Genomic DNA, 19975 nt, shown 5'->3' on the forward strand with positions numbered 1-19975 from the left:
ATAGACAGGCCGAGCCACAGCCGGTTCGATCAGGTACGGAATGCGACTGACCAGAGGGTGGAGGCCGTGACGACGGGGGCGTCCCACACACTCAGTGACTTCGAACTCCTCGCCCGCCATGTCGAGGGCGACCCCGACGCCTTCGGCGAACTGGTCCGCCGGCACCGCGACCGGCTCTGGGCCGTTGCGCTACGCACCCTGGGGGACCGGGAAGAGGCCGCGGACGCCGTCCAGGACGCGCTGGTCTCCGCCTTCCGCGCCGCCCACACCTTCCGAGGGCAGTCAGCCGTCACCACCTGGCTCCACCGCATCACGGTGAACGCCTGCCTGGACCGCGCCCGAAAGGCCGCCACCCGCAAGACCGCTCCCGTCGACGACACCGAGCGCCTGGAACAACTCCTCGAACCGCACGAGTCCGCCGAGGCGCCCGTCGAGCGGCACGCCCTGAACCGGGAGGTGCTGACCGCGCTGGCGAAGCTCCCCACCGATCAGCGGGCCGCTCTGGTGCTGGTGGACATGCAGGGCTACTCGGTCGCGGAGGCCGCCCAGATCCTCGACGTCCCCGTCGGCACGGTGAAGAGCCGCTGCGCCCGGGGACGGGCACGGCTCCTGCCGATGGTCACCCATCTGCGCGGCGACCAGGGGGATAGCCACGATCAGAGAAAGGGAAGGAACCGGACGCCGGGGACAACCGTCCCACCGGCGAAGGACCAAAAGGACGCAGGGCCGAGTGATCCTGCTGCTGTGAAGGGCGGAGGTGGACGCGCGTGACATCCACGGCCGACATGACTCAGCATCCGGATGTCTCGGAGATCTCCGACCTCACGGAGGGCCTGCTCTCCCCTTCGCAGAGCGCCGATCTCCGCGCGCACCTCGACGGCTGCGAACTGTGCGCCGACGTCCAGGCGTCCCTGGAGGAAATCCGTAGTCTGCTGGGCACCCTGCCCGGGGCCGCACGCATGCCCGCGGACGTCGCCGGCCGCATCGACGCGGCGCTCGCCGCCGAGGCCCTGCTGGACTCCAGCGCCCCCGAGCACCAACCACACGGTTCCGCCGCTGCGAATGTTTCACGTGAAACACCGCCACCTCCGGCGACCGCCAACGGCGCCGCGACAGACGCCGACGCGGCCACCGCCGAGAACGACGGCGCGTCCCCCGCGGGCGGCCTGCCCCGCAACACCGGGTCCGGGTCCGGGTCCGGGTCCGGGTCCGTCCACGGAACGCCGAAGGGCGGGGACCGACCGGTGGGCCATGCGCGCGGCGCCACCGGGCCCGGTCGCTCCCTCCAGCTCCGCCGGAAGCGACGCGCAGTCCTCAGTGCCGTCGCCGGCGTCGCCGTCGCGGGGGTGAGCGTGCTCGTCCTTCAGACCTACCAGGTCCTGGACGATCAGCCGAAGTCCACCGAGGTCCACGCCACCTCCTCCGCCGACGGGTCGAAGGAGTTCTCCGTCTCCGCCCTCAAGGGCCAGGTGCAGGCTTTGATCTCCGACTCCAGTCCCCTCAGTCCGAACGGCAACCAGGGGAACACCTTGCGCACGGAGAGGGAGCCCGAGACCCGAGCGCCCGGCACGGAGATCGGAAGCGGTACGGAGGTCACCGCCCCGGTTCCGCCCTGTGTCCAGCTGGGCACCGGCCGCACCGACCTCCCGATCGCGGCGGAACCGGGCCGCTACCAGGGGACCGCCGCCTATCTCGTGGTGCTTCCGTACGCCAACGACATGCAGCAGGTCGAAGCGTTCGTGATCGACGCGAGCTGCACCTCGGACTCGTCCACCACCGCCGGGAAGGTCCTGCTGACCCGTACCTATCCTCGTCGTTGACCCTTTCCACAGCGCTGCGCTGACAACGCGGGAATGCATGCCCCTTAGGATCCGTTGGGTGGGGTGAGAGCCATAGACCCCGGGCCCAACAGTCAGCAGGCAGCCTGCAGAGACGAGGAAGACATCCGTGAGCGACGTCCGTAACGTGATCATCATCGGCTCCGGACCCGCCGGCTATACGGCGGCGCTCTACACAGCGCGTGCATCGCTGAAGCCGCTGGTGTTCGAGGGAGCCGTCACCGCCGGTGGCGCGCTGATGAACACCACCGATGTGGAGAACTTCCCCGGCTTCCGCGACGGCATCATGGGCCCGGACCTCATGGACAACATGCGGGCCCAGGCCGAGCGCTTCGGCGCCGAGCTGGTGCCGGACGACGTGATCTCCGTCGACCTCACCGGTGAGATCAAGACCGTGACCGACACCGCTGGCACCGTGCACAAGGCCAAGGCCGTGATCGTCACGACCGGCTCCCAGCACCGCAAGCTCGGTCTGCCGAACGAGGACGCGCTCTCCGGACGTGGCGTCTCCTGGTGCGCCACCTGCGACGGCTTCTTCTTCAAGGACCAGGACATCGCCGTGGTCGGCGGCGGCGACACCGCGATGGAGGAGGCGACCTTCCTCTCCCGGTTCGCCAAGTCGGTCACCATCGTCCACCGCCGGGACAGCCTGCGCGCCTCCAAGGCCATGCAGGACCGGGCCTTCGCCGACCCGAAGATCTCCTTCGCCTGGGACAGCGAGGTCGCGGAGATCCACGGCGACCAGAAGCTCTCCGGCCTGACCCTGCGCAACACCAAGACCGGTGAGACCTCGCACCTCCCGGCCACCGGACTCTTCATCGCCGTCGGCCACGACCCGCGCACCGAGCTCTTCAAGGGCCAGCTCGACCTGGACGACGAGGGCTACCTGAAGGTCGAGGCGCCCTCCACCCGCACCAACCTCACCGGTGTGTTCGCCGCCGGCGACGTCGTGGACCACACCTACCGCCAGGCCATCACGGCCGCTGGCACGGGCTGCTCCGCTGCTCTGGACGCCGAGCGCTTCCTCGCCGCGCTGGCCGACGGTGAGCAGGCCGCCCAGGCCGAGCAGACCGCCGCGGTCTGATCCCGCCGCACCATCTCCCCGCCACCCCGCAGAAAACTAAGGAGGCCGCCGTGGCCGGCGCGCTGAAGAACGTAACGGACGCCACCTTCGAAGAGGAGGTCCTCAAGAGCGGCAAGCCCGTCCTGGTGGACTTCTGGGCCGCCTGGTGCGGTCCGTGCCGCCAGATCGCGCCGTCCCTTGAGGCGATCGCGGCCGAGCACGGCGACAAGATCGAAATCGTCAAGCTCAACATCGACGAGAACCCCGCCACCGCTGCGAAGTACGGCGTCATGTCCATCCCGACGCTGAACGTCTACCAGAACGGCGAGGTCGCCAAGACTATCGTCGGCGCCAAGCCGAAGGCCGCGATCGTCCGCGACCTGGAGAGCTTCCTCGGCTAGTTGCGGCACGGCGCTGGTGCGCCGGCATCGTGTTTCACGTGAAACATGCGCAAGGGCCCGTCCCCATCCGGGGGCGGGCCCTTGGTGTTCCACCACGGCAGCGAGCGATCGAGGTCTACGAGGGGCGCAGGACCGGTTCCTTCTGCACCGCCCCCAGCAGCCGGTCCAACGCCAGCTCCACGTCTTCCTTCCAGGAGAGCGTGTTTCGCAGCTCCAGCCGCAACCGCGGATACGTCGGATGCGGCCGGACCGTCTTGAAGCCCACGGCCGTCAGATGGTCAGCGGGCAGGACGCAGGCGGGTTCCTGCCACCGCAGCTGGCCGAACGCTTCGATCGCCTTGAAGCCCCGGCGCAGTACGTCCTTGGCCACCGTCTGCACGATGACCCTGCCGAGCCCCTGCCCTTGGTACCCGGGGTCGATCCACCCGGTCATCAGTTGGACCGCGTCGGCTGACACCGGACTTGTGGGAAAGGCCAGCGAACGCGGCACATAGGCGGGAGGCGCGTAGAGGACGAAGCCCACCGGCACCTCGTCAACGTAGACGACCCGCCCGCAGGAGCCCCATTCCAACAGCACCGCGGAGATCCAGGCTTCCTTCTCCAGCTCGGGCGTGCCCGCCTTTACCGCTGCTTCTCCACTGACCGGATCGAGCTCCCAGAAGACGCATGAGCGGCATCGCTGGGGGAGGTCCGAAAGGTTGTCCAGCGTGAGGGGTTCAAGCCGACGCCCCATGGAGGCTGTTCCTCGCTTCCTTCCCCGGCCGCGCTCCGGGCGGCTGCCAGGACGCTCCGCTCAAGGAGCAGGCTGGTGACGAAGCCCCCCACCGCTCCCAGGCCCAACCCGGCCGTCACCCATTGACTGCGGCTGACCGATCGCATGGCCCTGTCCTCCTCCGAGGCGGCTCACACCGTGGATGCGTCCCTACCCGACGCATCGTATCCACCCGCCTCCGAAGCGGACACCGCTGCAATGCGGAAGGCGGGCCGTCATCGGTGATTCACCGTGCCGGCCCGCCCTCGTCGATCGTGCGGGAAGGTCAGTCCTCGTCGTCCTCGCCCGTTCCCGTCAGGCCCTTTTCCAGGGCCCGGTCCTCGCCCGGGGCGAGCGTGCCGAGGATGCGCTCCAGATCCTCCATCGAGGCGAACTCGACGACGATCTTCCCCTTCTTCTGCCCCAGGTCGACCTTCACCCGGGTCTCGAAGCGGTCGGAGAGACGGGACGCCAGATCGGTGAGCGCGGGGGAAACCCGAGCGCCGGCCCGCGGGCCCTTCTTCTGCTTGGACGAGCCCTTGTCCTCGGACTCGTACAGCTTCACGATCTCCTCGACCGAACGCACCGAGAGCCCCTCGGCGACGATCCGCCGGGCCAGCTCTTCCTGCGTCTGAGGGTCTTCCACGCCCAGCAGTGCCCGGGCGTGCCCGGCCATCAGCACTCCGGCCGCCACCTTCTGCTGCACGGCGGGCGTCAGCCGCAGCAGCCGCAGGGTGTTGGAGACCTGGGGGCGGGAGCGACCGATCCGGTCAGCGAGCTGGTCGTGCGTGCAGTTGAAGTCCTTGAGCAACTGGTCGTAGGCGAACGCCTCTTCCAGCGGATTCAGCTGTACGCGGTGCAGGTTCTCCAGGAGCGCGTCCAGCAGCAGCTTCTCGTCGTCCGTGTGCCGGACGATGGCGGGGATCGTCTCCAGGCCGGCCTCACGGCAGGCCCGCACACGACGCTCGCCCATGATCAGCTCGTACTGCTCCGCCCCCGTCTGACGGACGACGACCGGCTGGAGGAGCCCGACTTCCTTGATGGAGACGACCAGTTCAGCGAGATCGTCCTCGTCGAAGACCTTGCGCGGCTGGAAGGGGTTGCGGCTGATCGAGTCCAGCGGCACTTCCGCGAAGAACGCGCCGACCGGCGTCAGCAGCTGAGCAGCGGCCTCCAGCTCCGGCTCGGGCACCACGACGGAGTCGAGCGCCGGGGCGGAGTCGAGCGCCGGGGCGGCCGACGGCAGCTTCAGCGACGTGGGTGCCGTGACGCCACGGTCCACGGTCTGCACGGGAGATCCCCCCGAGGAGATCCCCGCACCACCGGCCGACGCCGGCTTCTCTTGGGGAGCTGCAGGGATCAGGGCGGCGAGCCCACGCCCCAACCCTCTACGTCGCTCACTCACTGGATCCCCTCCGAGACGTTCTTCTGGCTGTTCTGCACGCCCGCATGGGCGTGATGCGGGTCGTACTGGAGGCCGACACCGCGCAGGGCGATCTCTCGTGCCGCTTCCAGGTACGACAGGGATCCGCTGGACCCCGGGTCATAGGTCAGCACCGTCTGTCCATAGCTCGGTGCCTCCGAGATGCGGACGGAGCGCGGAATGCTCGTCCGCAGGACCTCCTCACCGAAGTGACTGCGGACCTCGTCGGCCACCTGGGAGGCAAGCCGGGTCCGACCGTCGTACATGGTGAGGAGGATCGTCGACACGTGCAGCACGGGGTTCAGATGACCGCGCACCAGATCGACGTTCCGCAGCAACTGCCCCAGTCCCTCCAGCGCGTAGTACTCACACTGGATGGGGATCAGGACCTCGGCCCCGGCCACCAGGGCATTGACCGTCAGCAGCCCGAGCGACGGAGGGCAGTCGATGAAGACGTAGTCCAGCGGTTGCTGGTACGCCTGAATCGCACGCTGGAGTCTGCTCTCCCGCGCCACCAGCGACACCAACTCGATCTCCGCACCGGCGAGATCAATGGTGGCCGGGGCGCAGAAGAGACCTTCGACGTCCGGGACGGGCTGGACCACGTCGGAGAGCGGCCTGCTCTCCACCAGGACGTCATAGATCGAGGGAACTTCGGCGTGATGATCGATCCCCAGCGCCGTGGAGGCATTGCCCTGCGGATCCAGATCGATCACCAGAACACGTGCGCCGTGCAGCGCCAGCGACGCAGCCAGGTTGACGGTGGTCGTCGTCTTTCCCACGCCACCCTTCTGGTTGGCGACGACGACGATGCGCGTCTGCTCAGGTCGGGGCAGCCCCTCGCCGGCACGCCCCAGTGCCTCCATGGCCAGCTGGGCTGCACGGCCGATGGGGGTGTCGTCCAAGGGGGGCGGTGTTTCACGTGAAACATCGTCTCCCGGCGACTCGGTACGGGGACCGGGGACCGGATCGGTCATCGGTCCCGCGATGTTGGCGTCGGACCGCAAGGATTCACTCTCCTCGACTTCAGGCTCGCGATGAACAGAGCCTGCCATGCTTTCGGGGTCATGAACCAGCGAGGCCCGTGCATCTGTGGATGAATCCACGTCTGTGGACAACTTCGTGACCCCTGCGAGGGGTCTGCGGTTCCGAATCGGGGCGGCAGCACGCCCGCGGCTGATGATTCCGTGCAGCAGTGAGCGACGTTTCACGTGAAACACGATGCCCGGGCCGTGAAACGACTTCCGGACGACACTCCGAAATACGTACGTATGGAACTACTCAGCGACGTCGACGGCCACGGCTGACCCGGGCCGCCTTGGCCCGCTTGGCGGCGAAGCGGACGCCACCCGGGCTCTCGCCGACCTCCACCCGCACGACGGTGGCCAGCGGATCGACCAGACCTTCACCGACGTGCAGCACCGAGGACTCCACCACACCGAGCTTGCTCAGCGCGGCGCGGGCGCCCTTCAGCTCCTCCTCGGCGGTGTCGCCCTTCAGAGCCAGCATCTCCCCGTAGGGGCGCAGCAGCGGAACACCCCAGCCGGCGAGCCGGTCCAGCGGAGCCACGGCCCGGGCGGTCACCACGTGAACCGGAGGCACCTTGCCCAGCATTTCCTCAGCCCGCCCGCGAACGACCGTCACATGGTCCAACCCCAGCAGTTCGACGACTTCCTGAAGGAAGTTGGTGCGCCGCAGCAGGGGCTCCAGGAGCGTGATCTTCAGATCCGGACGCACCAGGGCGAGCGGGATGCCGGGCAGACCGGCGCCCGAGCCCACGTCGCAGACCGTGACACCCTCCGGGACCACCTCGGAGAGCACCGCGCAGTTCAGCAGGTGCCGCTCCCAGAGCCGGGGGACTTCACGAGGGCCGATCAAGCCGCGCTTGACTCCGGCGTCAGCGAGCAGCTCCGCATATCGCACGGCTTCCGGAAAGAACTCTCCGAATGCCGTCCGCGCCGCATCGGGCGCCTGGGGAAGCTCTGCTGCCTCCGTCACGGGGACCGTCCTTCCGTACCGCACTGTCGTTCATCGAACGGGGTGGCTGACTATCAGGCTGACAAAGATCGGCCCCGCCTGCGAACAGACGGGGCCGACGGAACGATCGAGGTCAGGCAGGGAGCACGACGACGAACCGCTGCGGTTCCTCGCCCTCGGACTCGCTGCGCAGCCCCGCCGCGGCGACCGCGTCGTGCACGACCTTGCGCTCGAACGGTGTCATGGGGTTCAGCTTCACCGGCTCGCCGGAGCTCTTCACCTCGTCGGCGGCCTTGGCCCCCAGCTCGGCGAGTTCGGTGCGCTTCTTGGCCCGGAAGCCCGCGATGTCCAGCATCAGCCGACTGCGGTCGCCCGTCTCGCGGTGCACGGCGAGCCGGGTCAGCTCCTGGAGGGCTTCCAGGACCTCGCCCTCCCGGCCGACGAGCTTCTGGAGGTCCCGGCCGTTGGCGTCGCTGATGATCGAGACCGCGGCCCGGTCGGCCTCGACGTCCATGTCGATGTCACCGTCGAGGTCGGCGATGTCGAGCAGGCCCTCCAGGTAGTCCGCGGCAATCTCCCCCTCCTGCTCAAGGCGGGTCAGGGTGTCGCTCTCCTCAGCGGCGGGGATGGTGCCTTCCGTCACGGATGGACTCCTTCTACTACTTCTTGGACGACGGGTGCTTGGGGCGCTGCTGGCCCTTGCGCTGTCCCGACTTGGGCTGCTGGCGGGCCGAGTTGGCGCGTCCGGCCTGCTTGGACTTGGGCTTCGCGCCCTGTGACGCGTCCTTCTCCAAGGACGTCGTGGGCTCCGACCCCTCGGCCGGGGAGTCCGACGGGGCATCGGAGGAGGAATCCGACGGGGAGTCCGACGAGGACCTGCCCTCGGCACTGCCGCGCTGGGCACCGCCGGACTGGCGCTTGGACTTCGTCTGCCGCTTGGGCTGCTGACGACGCTGGGCGGCGCCGCTCTCGGCCTCGGCCGCGATGGTCTCGCTCTTGATCACGGTGCCGTCCGCCTGGGCTGCGTATCCGGCCTTGGCCAGGCTGCTGACGAACTTGCGCTCGTTGTCGTTGCGGTCCGAGCCCTTGGCGACGAGCGTCTGCACGACCTTGCGCTTGCGGCGCGAGCGGATCTCACCGTGCTGGGTGGCGCCCTTCAGCAGACGCTCAAGGTACTGGTCCTGCGCCTTGCTGCCGGGGGTCGGGTTCTGGTTGATCACGTACATCTGCTGACCCATGGTCCACAGGTTGGTGGTCAGCCAGTAGACGAGGACACCCACGGGGAAGTTGATGCCCATCACGGCGAAGATGATCGGGAAGATGTACATCAGCATCTTCTGCTGCTGCATGTACGGGGTCTTCACGCTCAGGTCGACGTTCTTCTGCATCAGCTGGCGCTGCGTGTAGAACTGCGACGCCGACATCAGGATGATCATGATGGCGGTGACGACGCGGACGTCGGTGAGCGAGGCGTCGAGCGCAGCGACCTTGGCGGAGCTGTCGGTGAACTTCGCCGCCAGCGGGGCGCCGAAGATGTGCGCCTGACGGGCGCTGGCGAGCAGCGGCTCGTTGATCACGCCGACGACGTCGCCGGACGCGATCTTGGAGAGCACGTAGTACAGCGCGAAGAAGAACGGCGACTGCGCCAGGATGGGCAAGCACGAGGAGAGCGGGTTGGTGCCCGTCTCCTTGTACAGCTTCATCATCTCTTCGGACTGACGCTGCTTGTCGCTCTTGTAGCGCTCCTGGATCGCCTTCATCTTCGGCTGGAGCGCCTGCATGTTCCGCATCGACTTGATCTGCTTCACGAAGAGCGGGATCAGACAGATGCGGATGAGGACCACCAGCGACACGATGGACAGTCCCCAGGCCCAGCCCGTGTCGGGGCCGAACATCGCCCCGTAGAGCTTGTGGAACTGGACGATGATCCACGAGACGGGCGTGGTGATAAAGCTGAAGAGACCGGCAATCGTGTCCACTAATCAGGCTCCTTGAGCATTGGGCGAGGTGTCTGCGGCCGTGCTCGGGGGGTTACCCCGGGAAGGCACGTCCGTGGGGTGCCCGCCCTTCGTGCCGCCGTCGGCGTCCTTGCCCCGGAGGGCGTCGCGCAGCATCTCGTGCCACCTCGGTCGCTTGCGCGGCGGCACGTGATCCACTCCGCCCGGCGACCACGGATTGCACCGTAGGATCCGCCAGGCGGTGAGCACCGTGCCTTTCACTGCACCGTGCCTGTCGATGGCCGTGTATCCGTAGTGGGAACACGACGGGTAGTACCGGCAGACGGGGCCCAGCAAAGGGCTGATCGTCCACTGGTACAGCTTGATCAGAGCCAGCAGCGGGTACTTCATCGCGTGCCCCCTCCCAGCAGCCGCGAGAGGGCGGCGTCCAGGTCTCGGGCCAGCTGTGGTTGGTTGGCGTCGCCCGCTCCGGGCAGCGCCCGTACGACCACCAGGCTACCGGGGGGAAACTCGGCGAGCCGGTCGCGTATCAGATGCCGCAGCCTGCGCTTGACCTGGTTGCGTACGACCGCGCCACCCACTGCCTTGCTCACGACGAAACCCGCACACGTCGGGGGAGCGCTCTCCCCAGGCGCGTGCGGGTCCGTTGAACCGCTGCGTAGGTGGACGACCAGGAGGGGGCGTCCGGCCCTGCGTCCTCGTCGTACCGCGGTCGCGAAGTCCTCGCGCCGCCTCAGCCGATTCTCGGTAGGCAGCACGTCATGACCTGTGCGCGATCAGGCGGACAGGCGAGCGCGACCCTTGCTACGGCGAGACGCGAGAATCGCGCGGCCGGCGCGGGTACGCATGCGCAGACGGAAACCGTGGGTCTTGGCCCGACGACGGTTGTTCGGCTGGAAGGTGCGCTTGCTCACTCGGGGGCTCCAGAAATGATTCGTAGATGGCGGGGCATCGCCTGGCTGTCACCGTGCGCCCACGAGAAGCTCGCGTTTCGCCCGAGTGGCACCGCTTCATGACCACGGAAGGTAACGCCGTGATCTTTGCCCATCGGAGGCAGGCGGCAGCAGCCATCGACAACTCGACCTGGTCACGGTACGCGGGGCTGCGCCATCCGGTCAAACCAGCCCCCGGTCGCCCGTCGACCGCCCGACAAAGACGGCCCTCTGTGCACAGGCTGTGGACAACAACTTGAACCACGCGGGTCGCGCTGACTACCGTGGCTGAACTCCGAATCTTTTCCTTTCTGTCCTTGACTGTCCTTCCCCCACCCCGTCCCCGGAACCACACACTCGTGGGACGCCGCGGGACCTGCGAGAGAGCGTGCCTTGTGGCTGACGTACCTGCCGATCTTGCCGCAGTGTGGCCACGGGTCCTGGAGCAGCTCCTCGCCGAAGGGGCACACGGGGTCGAGCCCAAGGACAAGCAGTGGGTCGAGCGCTGCCAGCCGCTGGCGCTGGTCGCGGACACCGCGCTGCTCGCCGTGCCCAACGAGTGGGGGAAGCGGGTCCTCGAAGGCCGGCTCGCCCCGCTGATCAGCGAAACCCTGAGCCGGGAGTGCGGTCGGCCCATCCGGATCGCGATCACGGTCGACGACTCCGTCGCCGGCCCGGCCCCCTCGGCCCCGCAGCCGTCGGCGCCCTCCCCCGCCGCGCACTACGAAGGGCGCGACGAGGCTCAGGACGGCCCGTACGCGCCCGACGACCGGTACGCGCCGGACGACCGCTACCAGCAGGGCGACCCCTACGGCGGGTACGGCCACCGGCCGGTGGACGACGGCCTCCCCGAGATCCGCCCCGCGTACCCCGACTACGTCCAGCAGCGGCCCGAGCCGGGCGCCTGGCCGCGCACCCAGGACGACCTGTCCTGGCAGCAGCCGCGGCTCGGCGGCTTCCAGGACCGCGATCCGTACGCCACCGCCCGGCCGCAGCCCCCGCGCGACTACCGCGCGCCGCAGCCGCCCGAGCGCCAGGGGTACGACTCCGCCCGCCCGGAGCGCCACGAGCTGCCCGAGCCCCAGCCGCCGCACCGCGGCGGTCCGAACGGGCCGACGGGCGCCGGCCACGGCGGCCCGGGGGGCCCCGGCAGTGCTTCTCCGGGCGGATCCGGGACGCAGTCCGCGTCCGCGGCCGGCCCGGGCGAACCGCATGCCCGGCTGAACCCCAAGTACCTCTTCGACACCTTCGTCATCGGCGCGTCCAACCGGTTCGCCCACGCCGCGGCCGTCGCGGTCGCGGAAGCCCCGGCGAAGGCGTACAACCCGCTCTTCATCTACGGGGAGTCCGGGCTCGGCAAGACGCACCTGCTGCACGCGATCGGGCACTACGCGCGCAGCCTCTACCCCGGGACGCGGGTGCGGTACGTCAGCTCGGAGGAGTTCACCAACGAGTTCATCAACTCGATCCGGGACGGCAAGGGCGACACCTTCCGCAAGCGCTACCGGGACGTGGACATCCTGCTGGTCGACGACATCCAGTTCCTCGCGAGCAAGGAGTCGACGCAGGAGGAGTTCTTCCACACCTTCAACACCCTCCACAACGCCAACAAGCAGATCGTGCTCTCCTCCGACCGGCCGCCCAAGCAGCTGATGACGCTGGAGGACCGGCTGCGGAACCGCTTCGAGTGGGGGCTGACCACCGACGTCCAGCCGCCGGAGCTGGAGACCCGAATCGCGATCCTGCGCAAGAAGGCGGTCCAGGAGCAGCTGAACGCGCCTCCGGAGGTGCTGGAGTTCATCGCGTCCCGGATCTCGCGCAACATCCGCGAGTTGGAGGGCGCGCTGATCCGGGTCACGGCGTTCGCGTCGCTGAACCGGCAGCCGGTCGACCTCGGGCTGACCGAGATCGTGCTGAAGGACCTGATCCCCGGCGGCGAGGACTCGGCGCCGGAGATCACGGCGGGCGCGATCATGGCGGCGACCGCGGACTACTTCGGTCTGACGGTGGAGGACCTGTGCGGCTCCTCCCGCAGCCGGGTGCTCGTCACGGCCCGGCAGATCGCCATGTACCTGTGCCGGGAGCTGACGGACCTGTCGCTGCCCAAGATCGGCGCGCAGTTCGGCGGCCGGGACCACACGACCGTGATGCACGCGGACCGGAAGATCCGCGCGCTGATGGCGGAGCGCCGCTCCATCTACAACCAGGTGACCGAGCTGACCAACCGCATCAAGAACGGCTGACCGACCAAGGACACCGCCGGCTGACGGCCGGTTTCGAGGCGCCCCGGGAGAACCGCTCCCGGGGCGCCTCTGTGCGTACCCACAGGGCTGTGGGAGTGCGCTGGGAGCCGTTCTGCGCACACCGCCCGAGAGGCGCGCCGCGCCCCTTTCCGCGCCGTCCGGGAGCCCGTTTCCCCGCACCGGAGCCCGTTTTCGCGTACGGAGCGGGAGCACGGGGCGTGTGGAGCGGCGCCGACGGCCGCGGCCGGTGTTCGAATAGGCCCCCGGGAAGGCGGGTTCTCCACAGATCCGGGGACGATCGGCCGTCCACAGGCTGGGGACTGCGAAGTTGTCCCAACGCCATCCACAGGCGAGCCGATGACCTCATGATCGCAGCAGGTCAACTGGTTGTGGATTTGTGGCCAACCGCTTTCCACAGACTGTGGACAGCTGCTCCGTCCACAGGGCGTCGCGAGCGTTGTCCACCGGCGACCCACAGGCTGGGGGCGGTTGCCCACAGCTTCTCCACACCGCTGTCCACTGTTCGGCAACGAAACACCCGCCCTCACCGGGTCGAGTGAAAGCCGTCACACCAAGGAGACGGGTTGGGCTGTGGGGAACCTGGGTAAAGCTGGGGACAGGGCTGGGGAGAACTCCCCTCGGGCTGTGCATCGACTGTGCAGAACTTTCCGGCGTCCACAGGAACCCCGGGTTATCCACGGGCGTCACCCACAGGACCAGTGGACAAAAAACCGCGCCTGAGCTGCGCAAACGAGGTTTTCCACCGTTTCCACAGGCCCTACTACTACTCCCACTTAGAGTTACCGGTGAATCCGCTTCGAAGTGGGGCCTGTGCACAACTCGACGCCGGAGCCCGATCCGCCCGCCGCCACGACTTGACCCCGAGCCGCACCTACTGTCGGTGCGGTGCGTCAGACTGGACCCCGGCGACCCAGCCGACACGAAGGCCAGCACGGCGAGACGGCGATAGCAGGAGGCGGTTCCGGTGAAGATCCGGGTTGAGCGCGATGTACTCGCGGAGGCGGTGGCCTGGGTGGCCAGGAGCCTCCCGGCCCGTCCCCCCGCGCCCGTGCTCGCGGGCCTCCTCCTGAAGGCGGAGGACGGCGCGCTCAGCTTCTCCAGCTTCGACTACGAGGTCTCGGCCCGGGTCTCCGTCGACGCGGAGGTCGAGGAGGACGGCACGGTGCTCGTCTCCGGCCGCCTGCTCGCCGACATCTGCCGCGCCCTGCCCAACCGCCCGGTGGAGATTTCCACAGACGGTGTACGGGCGACCGTGGTCTGCGGCTCCTCCCGCTTCACCCTCCACACCCTCCCGGTGGAGGAGTACCCGGCGCTGCCCCAGATGCCGACCGCCACCGGCACCGTGCCCGGTGAGGTCTTCGCCGCCGCCGCCTCCCAGGTCGCCATCGCCGCCGGCCGGGACGACACGCTGCCCGTCCTCACCGGCGTGCGGATCGAGATCGAGGGCGACACCGTCACCCTCGCCTCCACCGACCGCTACCGCTTCGCGGTCCGCGAGTTCCTGTGGAAGCCGGAGAACGCCGACGCGTCCGCCGTCGCCCTGGTGCCCGCGAAGACCCTCCTGGACACCGCCAAGGCGCTGACCAGCGGCGACACCGTCACGCTCGCCCTCTCCGGCTCCGGTGCCGGTGAGGGGCTGATCGGTTTCGAGGGCGCCGGCCGGCGGACCACGACCCGACTGCTCGAAGGCGACCTGCCGAAGTACCGGACGCTGTTCCCCACCGAGTTCAACTCGGTCGCGGTGATCGAGACCGCGCCGTTCGTCGAGGCCGTCAAGCGCGTCGCCCTCGTCGCCGAGCGCAACACCCCGGTCCGGCTCAGCTTCGAGCAGGGCGTGCTGATCCTGGAGGCCGGCTCCAGCGACGACGCACAGGCTGTGGAGCGTCTCGACGCCCAGCTGGAGGGCGACGACATCTCGATCGCCTTCAACCCGACGTTCCTGCTCGACGGCCTGAGCGCGATCGACTCCCCGGTCGCCCAGCTCTCGTTCACGACCTCCACCAAGCCCGCGCTGCTCAGCGGCAAGCCGGCCGTGGACGCCGAGGCGGACGAGGCGTACAAGTACCTGATCATGCCGGTGCGGCTCTCCGGCTGAGGCCACCGCCCCGCTGCACCCGGCGCCCGGCGCCCGTCGAGCCCCACCGGATCCTCCGTCGTAGGCTCGACTCAGGTCAGGTACGGAAACCTCGGATTACGTGAACGAAGCGAAGGACACTGAGATGCAGCTCGGCCTCGTCGGCCTCGGGAAGATGGGCGGCAACATGCGCGAGCGCATTCGCCGCGCCGGCCACACCGTCGTCGGATACGACCGCAACCCGGACCTCGCCGACGTCCACAGCCTCCAGGAACTGGTGGACAAGCTCCCCGCGCCCCGCGTCGTGTGGGTGATGGTCCCGGCCGGCGCCGCGACCCAGTCCACCGTCGACGAGCTCGCCGAGCTGCTGTCCCCCGGCGACGTCGTCGTCGACGGCGGCAACTCCCGCTGGACGGACGACCAGAAGCACGCCGTCGAGCTGGGCATCAAGGGCATCGGCTTCGTCGACTGCGGCGTCTCCGGCGGCGTCTGGGGCCTGGAGAACGGCTACGCGCTGATGTACGGCGGCGACGCGGAGAACGTCGCCCGCGTCCAGCCGATCTTCGACGCCCTCAAGCCCGAGGGCGAGTACGGCTCGGTGCACGCGGGCAAGGTCGGCGCCGGCCACTTCGCCAAGATGGTCCACAACGGCATCGAGTACGCCATGATGCAGGCGTACGCCGAGGGCTGGGAGCTGCTGGAGAAGGCGGACGCCGTCACCGACGTCCGCGAGGTCTTCCGCTCCTGGCAGGAGGGCACCGTCATCCGCTCCTGGCTGCTCGACCTGGCGGTCAACGCGCTGGACGACGACGAGCACCTGGACAAGCTGCGGGGTTACGCGGAGGACAGCGGCGAGGGCCGGTGGACGGTCGAGGCCGCCATCGACCACGCCGTGCCGCTGCCGGCGATCACCGCGTCGCTCTTCGCGCGCTTCGCGTCCCGCCAGGACGACTCCCCGCAGATGAAGATGATCGCCGCGCTGCGCAACCAGTTCGGCGGCCACGCCGTGGAGACCAAGAAGTAACGGCTTCGGCCGGGGAGGTCGGCTTCCATCCATGCACGTCACGCACTTGTCGTTGGCCGACTTCCGCTCGTACGCCCGGGTCGAGGTCGCCCTTGACCCGGGCGTCACCTCGTTCGTGGGGGCGAACGGACAGGGCAAGACCAATCTCGTCGAGGCGGTCGGCTATCTGGCCACCCTCGCCAGCCACCGTGTCTCGTCGGACGCCCCGCTGGTGCGGGTCGGAGCCGACCGGGCCGTGATCCGCGCGGCCGTCACCCAGGGCGAACGCTCCCAACTCGTCGAGCTGGAACTGAACCCCGGCAAGGCCAACCGCGCCAGGATCAATCGGTCCTCGCAGGTCAGGCCGCGTGACGTGCTGGGGATCCTGCGGACGGTGCTCTTCGCGCCGGAGGACCTGTCGCTGGTCAAGGGCGACCCCGGCGACCGCCGCCGCTTCCTGGACGAGCTGGTCACGGCCCGCTCGCCGCGGATGGCCGGCGTCCGGTCCGACTACGAACGGGTGCTCAAGCAGCGCAACAGCCTGCTGAAGTCGGCGGCGCTGGCGCGCCGGCACGGCGTCGCCAAGGGCGCCTCCGGCGGCGGGGCGGACCTGTCCACGCTCGACGTGTGGGACCAGCACCTGGCGCGCACCGGGGCGGAGCTGCTGGCGCAGCGCCTGGAGCTGATCTCGGTGCTCCAGCCGTTGGCGGACAAGGCGTACGAGTCGCTGGCGCCCGGGGGCGGCCCGGTCGTGCTGGAGTACCGTTCCGCCGCCCTGGAGGACCGTTCCGCCAGCGACGGCGCCAGTGGTGACGCGACTGGCGCGGCGGTGGACGCGCAGGCCCTTCCCCAGCCGCGGGAAGAGCTGTACGCACAGCTGATGAACGCGCTCGGCGAGGCCCGCAAGCAGGAGGTCGAGCGCGGAGTGACGCTCGTCGGGCCGCACCGGGACGAACTGTTGCTGAAGCTGGGCCGGCTGCCGGCGAAGGGGTACGCGAGCCACGGCGAGTCCTGGTCGTACGCGCTGGCGCTCCGCCTCGCCTCGTACGACCTGCTGCGGGCCGAGGGCAACGAACCCGTGCTCGTCCTGGACGACGTCTTCGCGGAGTTGGACGTACGCCGTCGGGAGCGGCTGGCGGAGCTGGTCGCGCCGGGCGAGCAGGTGCTGGTGACCGCGGCGGTCGACGACGACGTGCCGGGGGTGCTGGCCGGAACGCGGTACCGGGTGGCCGGGGGCGAGGTGACGCGGCTGTGAACGGAGCGATGCCCTTCCCCGGTGGACCGGGACTGCCCTCCGGCCCCGGCGGTCCCGCACCGCAGGAAGCGCCACCGGCCCCGAGTGCGCCCGCCGCTTCCGGCGTCGACCTGGCGCGGGTCGCCCTGCGCGCGGCCAAGGAGCAGGCCCGGGCCCGCGGCGCCGCCGCACAGGAGCGCAAGCAGGCCCGCCGGGGCGGCGGCCTGCGCTCCGGCGCCCGCGCGGACGGCCGCGATCCCCTTCCGCTGGGCGCCGCGATCAACCGACTGATCACCGAGCGCGGTTGGGAGACGCCCGCGGCGGTGGGCGGTGTGATGGGCCGCTGGCCGCAGATCGTCGGCGAGGGCCTGGCCAACCACTGCGTACCCCAGCGGTACGACGAGGACGAGCGCGTCCTGACCGTCCAGTGCGACTCGACCGCCTGGGCGACCCAGCTCCGGCTGCTCGCCCCCCGGCTCGTCGCCCGGCTCAACGAGGACCTGGGCCAGGGCACCGTACGGCTGATCAAGGTCATGGGGCCGGGTGCGCCCCGACGTGGATACGGCCCGCTGCGGGCCCCGGGCAGCACGGGCGCCGGCGACACCTACGGCTGAGCCCGGCCGTACGCGTACCCCCCTCCCTCCGCACCCTAATTGCCCCTTTTGTTCGGCAATCCATGTACGGCCCCTTCATCTCTCCGGCACCCTGCGTGAGCGTCGCCGGGGGTGCTCGGACGAGCGTTCCCACACCGTGAGCACCGTTTGACAGCTCGAAGCCCACAATGCCCGTGTGAGCCTCTTGAGGCCCCTCCCCTGATATGGGGAGTCGGACCAACGGGTCCGAGGGCGGCACATGCGGACTCAAGCGCCGGCAAACCCCCATTCGTGTCGGCGGTACCGGTAGACTGGTGGACAATCCCGCCACCTTGCGGAACATGTCGAAACGACGCAGCCGTACCCGTCTGCACGGAGAACGGCTTGTGCTGTGCCAGAAAGGGCGCTTCGTGGCCGATTCCGGCAACCCCAACGAGATCAACCCGTCCACCTCCGCCGGCGACAGCGGCGAGGCCACCGCCTCGTACGACGCCAGCGCCATCACCGTCCTTGAGGGGCTGGACGCGGTCCGCAAGCGGCCCGGCATGTACATCGGCTCCACCGGTGAGCGTGGCCTTCATCACCTGGTGTACGAGGTCGTCGACAACTCCGTCGACGAGGCGCTCGCCGGACACGCGGACACCATCGACGTCACGATCCTCGCCGACGGCGGCGTCCGGGTCGTCGACAACGGCCGTGGCATCCCCGTGGGCATCGTTCCGTCAGAGAACAAGCCCGCCGTCGAGGTCGTGCTCACCGTGCTGCACGCCGGCGGCAAGTTCGGCGGCGGCGGCTACGCCGTCTCCGGCGGTCTGCACGGCGTCGGCGTCTCCGTGGTGAACGCGCTCTCCACCAAGGTCGCCGTCGAGGTCAAGACCGACGGCCACCGCTGGACGCAGGACTACAAGCTCGGCGTCCCCACCGCCCCGCTGGCGCAGAACGAGGCGACGGAGGAGACCGGCACCTCGGTCACGTTCTGGGCGGACGGCGACATCTTCGAGACCACCGAGTACTCCTTCGAGACGCTGTCGCGGCGCTTCCAGGAGATGGCCTTCCTGAACAAGGGCCTCACCCTGACGCTGACCGACGAGCGCGAGTCCGCGAAGGCGACGGCCGGCGCCGACACCGCCGAGGAGGCGGAGTCCGACCAGGCCCGCACGGTCACGTACCACTACGAGGGCGGCATCGTCGACTTCGTGAAGTACCTGAACTCCCGCAAGGGCGAGCTGGTGCACCCCACCGTGATCGACGTGGAGTCCGAGGACAAGGAGCGGATGCTCTCGGTCGAGATCGCGATGCAGTGGAACTCCCAGTACAGCGAGGGCGTTTACTCGTTCGCGAACACGATCCACACCCACGAGGGCGGTACGCACGAGGAGGGCTTCCGCGCCGCGCTGACGGGCCTGGTGAACCGCTACGCCCGCGACAAGAAGCTGCTGCGCGAGAAGGACGACAACCTCTCCGGCGAGGACATCCGCGAGGGTCTGACGGCGATCATCTCGATCAAGCTGGGCGAGCCCCAGTTCGAGGGCCAGACCAAGACCAAGCTGGGCAACACCGAAGCGAAGACCTTCGTCCAGAAGGTCGCCCACGAGCACCTGACCGACTGGTTCGACCGCAACCCGAACGAGTCCGCGGACATCGTCCGCAAGGCCATCCAGGCCCAGACAGCCCGCGTCGCCGCCCGCAAGGCCCGCGACCTGACCCGCCGCAAGGGCCTGCTGGAGTCGGCGTCCCTGCCCGGCAAGCTCAGCGACTGCCAGTCGAACGACCCGACGAAGTGCGAGATCTTCATCGTCGAGGGCGACTCCGCCGGCGGCTCCGCGAAGTCCGGCCGCAATCCGATGTACCAGGCCATCCTGCCCATCCGCGGCAAGATCCTGAACGTCGAGAAGGCCCGGATCGACAAGATCCTCCAGAACACCGAGGTCCAGGCGCTGATCTCGGCCTTCGGCACCGGGGTCCACGAGGACTTCGACATCGAGAAGCTCCGCTATCACAAGATCATCCTGATGGCGGACGCCGACGTCGACGGCCAGCACATCAACACCCTGCTGCTCACCTTCCTCTTCCGCTTCATGCGACCGCTGGTCGAGGCGGGCCACGTCTTCCTCTCCCGCCCCCCGCTCTACAAGATCAAGTGGGGTCGGGACGACTTCGAGTACGCGTACTCGGACCGTGAGCGCGACGCCCTGGTCGAGCTGGGCAAGCAGCAGGGCAAGCGCATCCGCGAGGACTCGATCCAGCGCTTCAAGGGTCTGGGCGAGATGAACGCCGAGGAGCTGCGCGTCACCACGATGGACGTCGAGCACCGCGTCCTCGGCCAGGTCACGCTGGACGACGCCGCCCAGGCCGACGACCTCTTCTCGGTGCTGATGGGTGAGGACGTCGAGGCCCGGCGCTCCTTCATCCAGCGCAACGCCAAGGACGTCCGCTTCCTCGACATCTGAGTCGGCCCCCGCTG

General features: G+C 69.1%; 19 protein-coding genes. 10 read left to right on the forward strand and 9 right to left on the reverse strand.

Translation table 11 applies throughout. The annotated features are described in order from the left end of the window. The first annotated feature begins 66 nt into the window (after nucleotides 1–66). From sigM to trxA, 4 genes are all read left to right on the forward strand, one after another. The gene (gene sigM, locus AB0E05_RS06580; RefSeq protein WP_361959753.1) at nucleotides 67–771 is read left to right on the forward strand and encodes an RNA polymerase sigma factor SigM; all 705 of its coding nucleotides are present in this window, start codon (nucleotides 67–69) and stop codon (nucleotides 769–771) included. Nucleotides 772–785: 14 nt separating this feature from the next. Further along, nucleotides 786–1820, forward strand: a complete 1035-nt coding sequence (locus AB0E05_RS06585; RefSeq protein ID WP_361959756.1) for an anti-sigma factor — start codon at nucleotides 786–788, stop codon at nucleotides 1818–1820. A 127-nt stretch (nucleotides 1821–1947) separates the two neighbouring features. Next, a complete protein-coding gene (gene trxB, locus AB0E05_RS06590; protein WP_361959759.1) occupies nucleotides 1948–2922 on the forward strand; it encodes a thioredoxin-disulfide reductase in 975 nt (324 codons plus the stop codon). 50 nt (nucleotides 2923–2972) lie between these two features. Then, nucleotides 2973–3302: a thioredoxin gene (gene trxA, locus AB0E05_RS06595; RefSeq protein ID WP_361959762.1), complete on the forward strand. Its 330-nt coding sequence runs from the start codon at nucleotides 2973–2975 to the stop codon at nucleotides 3300–3302. A 115-nt stretch (nucleotides 3303–3417) separates the two neighbouring features. Here the strand turns inward: trxA and AB0E05_RS06600 are convergent, their stop codons facing one another. The 9 genes from AB0E05_RS06600 to rpmH form a co-directional block, all read right to left on the reverse strand. Next, nucleotides 3418–4035 (reverse strand): GNAT family N-acetyltransferase, encoded by a 618-nt coding sequence (locus AB0E05_RS06600; protein ID WP_361959765.1) that lies wholly within the window; start codon nucleotides 4033–4035, stop codon nucleotides 3418–3420. Nucleotides 4036–4339: 304 nt separating this feature from the next. Continuing rightward, nucleotides 4340–5458, reverse strand: coding sequence for a ParB/RepB/Spo0J family partition protein (locus AB0E05_RS06605; protein WP_361959768.1), 1119 nt, complete (start codon nucleotides 5456–5458; stop codon nucleotides 4340–4342). Then, on the reverse strand, nucleotides 5455–6531 hold the full coding sequence (locus AB0E05_RS06610; protein WP_361959771.1) for a ParA family protein: 1077 nt from the start codon (nucleotides 6529–6531) through the stop codon (nucleotides 5455–5457). Before AB0E05_RS06610 ends, AB0E05_RS06605 begins: the two co-directional genes overlap by 4 nt. 226 nt (nucleotides 6532–6757) lie before the next feature. Further along, nucleotides 6758–7474, reverse strand: coding sequence for a 16S rRNA (guanine(527)-N(7))-methyltransferase RsmG (gene rsmG, locus AB0E05_RS06615; RefSeq protein ID WP_361959774.1), 717 nt, complete (start codon nucleotides 7472–7474; stop codon nucleotides 6758–6760). Between the two features lie 112 nt (nucleotides 7475–7586). Further along, nucleotides 7587–8096, reverse strand: coding sequence for a R3H domain-containing nucleic acid-binding protein (locus AB0E05_RS06620; protein ID WP_361959777.1), 510 nt, complete (start codon nucleotides 8094–8096; stop codon nucleotides 7587–7589). 16 nt (nucleotides 8097–8112) lie between these two features. After that, a complete protein-coding gene (gene yidC / locus AB0E05_RS06625) occupies nucleotides 8113–9432 on the reverse strand; it encodes a membrane protein insertase YidC (protein ID WP_361959780.1) in 1320 nt (439 codons plus the stop codon). 3 nt (nucleotides 9433–9435) lie between these two features. Beyond that, nucleotides 9436–9801, reverse strand: a complete 366-nt coding sequence (gene yidD / locus AB0E05_RS06630; protein ID WP_361959783.1) for a membrane protein insertion efficiency factor YidD — start codon at nucleotides 9799–9801, stop codon at nucleotides 9436–9438. Beyond that, entirely contained in the window at nucleotides 9798–10169 is a 372-nt protein-coding gene (rnpA, locus tag AB0E05_RS06635; protein ID WP_361959786.1) for a ribonuclease P protein component, read from the reverse strand. Before rnpA ends, yidD begins: the two co-directional genes overlap by 4 nt. A gap of 18 nt (nucleotides 10170–10187) precedes the next feature. Next, a complete protein-coding gene (gene rpmH / locus AB0E05_RS06640) occupies nucleotides 10188–10325 on the reverse strand; it encodes a 50S ribosomal protein L34 (protein WP_003956500.1) in 138 nt (45 codons plus the stop codon). Nucleotides 10326–10738: 413 nt separating this feature from the next. On the opposite strand from rpmH, the gene dnaA reads away from it, so the two are divergent. The 6 genes from dnaA (at nucleotide 10739) to gyrB (ending at nucleotide 19961) form a co-directional block, all read left to right on the forward strand. Beyond that, on the forward strand, nucleotides 10739–12586 hold the full coding sequence (gene dnaA / locus AB0E05_RS06645; protein WP_361959788.1) for a chromosomal replication initiator protein DnaA: 1848 nt from the start codon (nucleotides 10739–10741) through the stop codon (nucleotides 12584–12586). A gap of 985 nt (nucleotides 12587–13571) precedes the next feature. Then, nucleotides 13572–14702 carry a DNA polymerase III subunit beta gene (gene dnaN / locus AB0E05_RS06650; protein ID WP_361959791.1) on the forward strand — a complete coding sequence of 377 codons (1131 nt, stop codon included), beginning with the start codon at nucleotides 13572–13574 and terminating at the stop codon, nucleotides 14700–14702. Nucleotides 14703–14826: 124 nt separating this feature from the next. After that, the gene (gene gnd / locus AB0E05_RS06655) at nucleotides 14827–15705 is read left to right on the forward strand and encodes a phosphogluconate dehydrogenase (NAD(+)-dependent, decarboxylating) (protein WP_361959794.1); all 879 of its coding nucleotides are present in this window, start codon (nucleotides 14827–14829) and stop codon (nucleotides 15703–15705) included. 31 nt (nucleotides 15706–15736) lie between these two features. After that, a complete protein-coding gene (recF, locus tag AB0E05_RS06660; protein WP_361959797.1) occupies nucleotides 15737–16939 on the forward strand; it encodes a DNA replication/repair protein RecF in 1203 nt (400 codons plus the stop codon). After that, nucleotides 16936–17532, forward strand: coding sequence for a DciA family protein (locus AB0E05_RS06665; RefSeq protein WP_361959800.1), 597 nt, complete (start codon nucleotides 16936–16938; stop codon nucleotides 17530–17532). The genes recF and AB0E05_RS06665 overlap by 4 nt, the downstream gene beginning before the upstream one ends. Nucleotides 17533–17897: 365 nt before the next feature. After that, complete coding sequence (gene gyrB / locus AB0E05_RS06670) at nucleotides 17898–19961, forward strand: DNA topoisomerase (ATP-hydrolyzing) subunit B (protein ID WP_361959803.1); 2064 nt, start codon at nucleotides 17898–17900, stop codon at nucleotides 19959–19961. Nucleotides 19962–19975 lie beyond the last annotated feature (14 nt).

The organism is Streptomyces sp. NPDC048057, from assembly GCF_040653095.1.
In the GTDB taxonomy this organism is placed as follows: Bacteria; Actinomycetota; Actinomycetes; order Streptomycetales; family Streptomycetaceae; genus Streptomyces.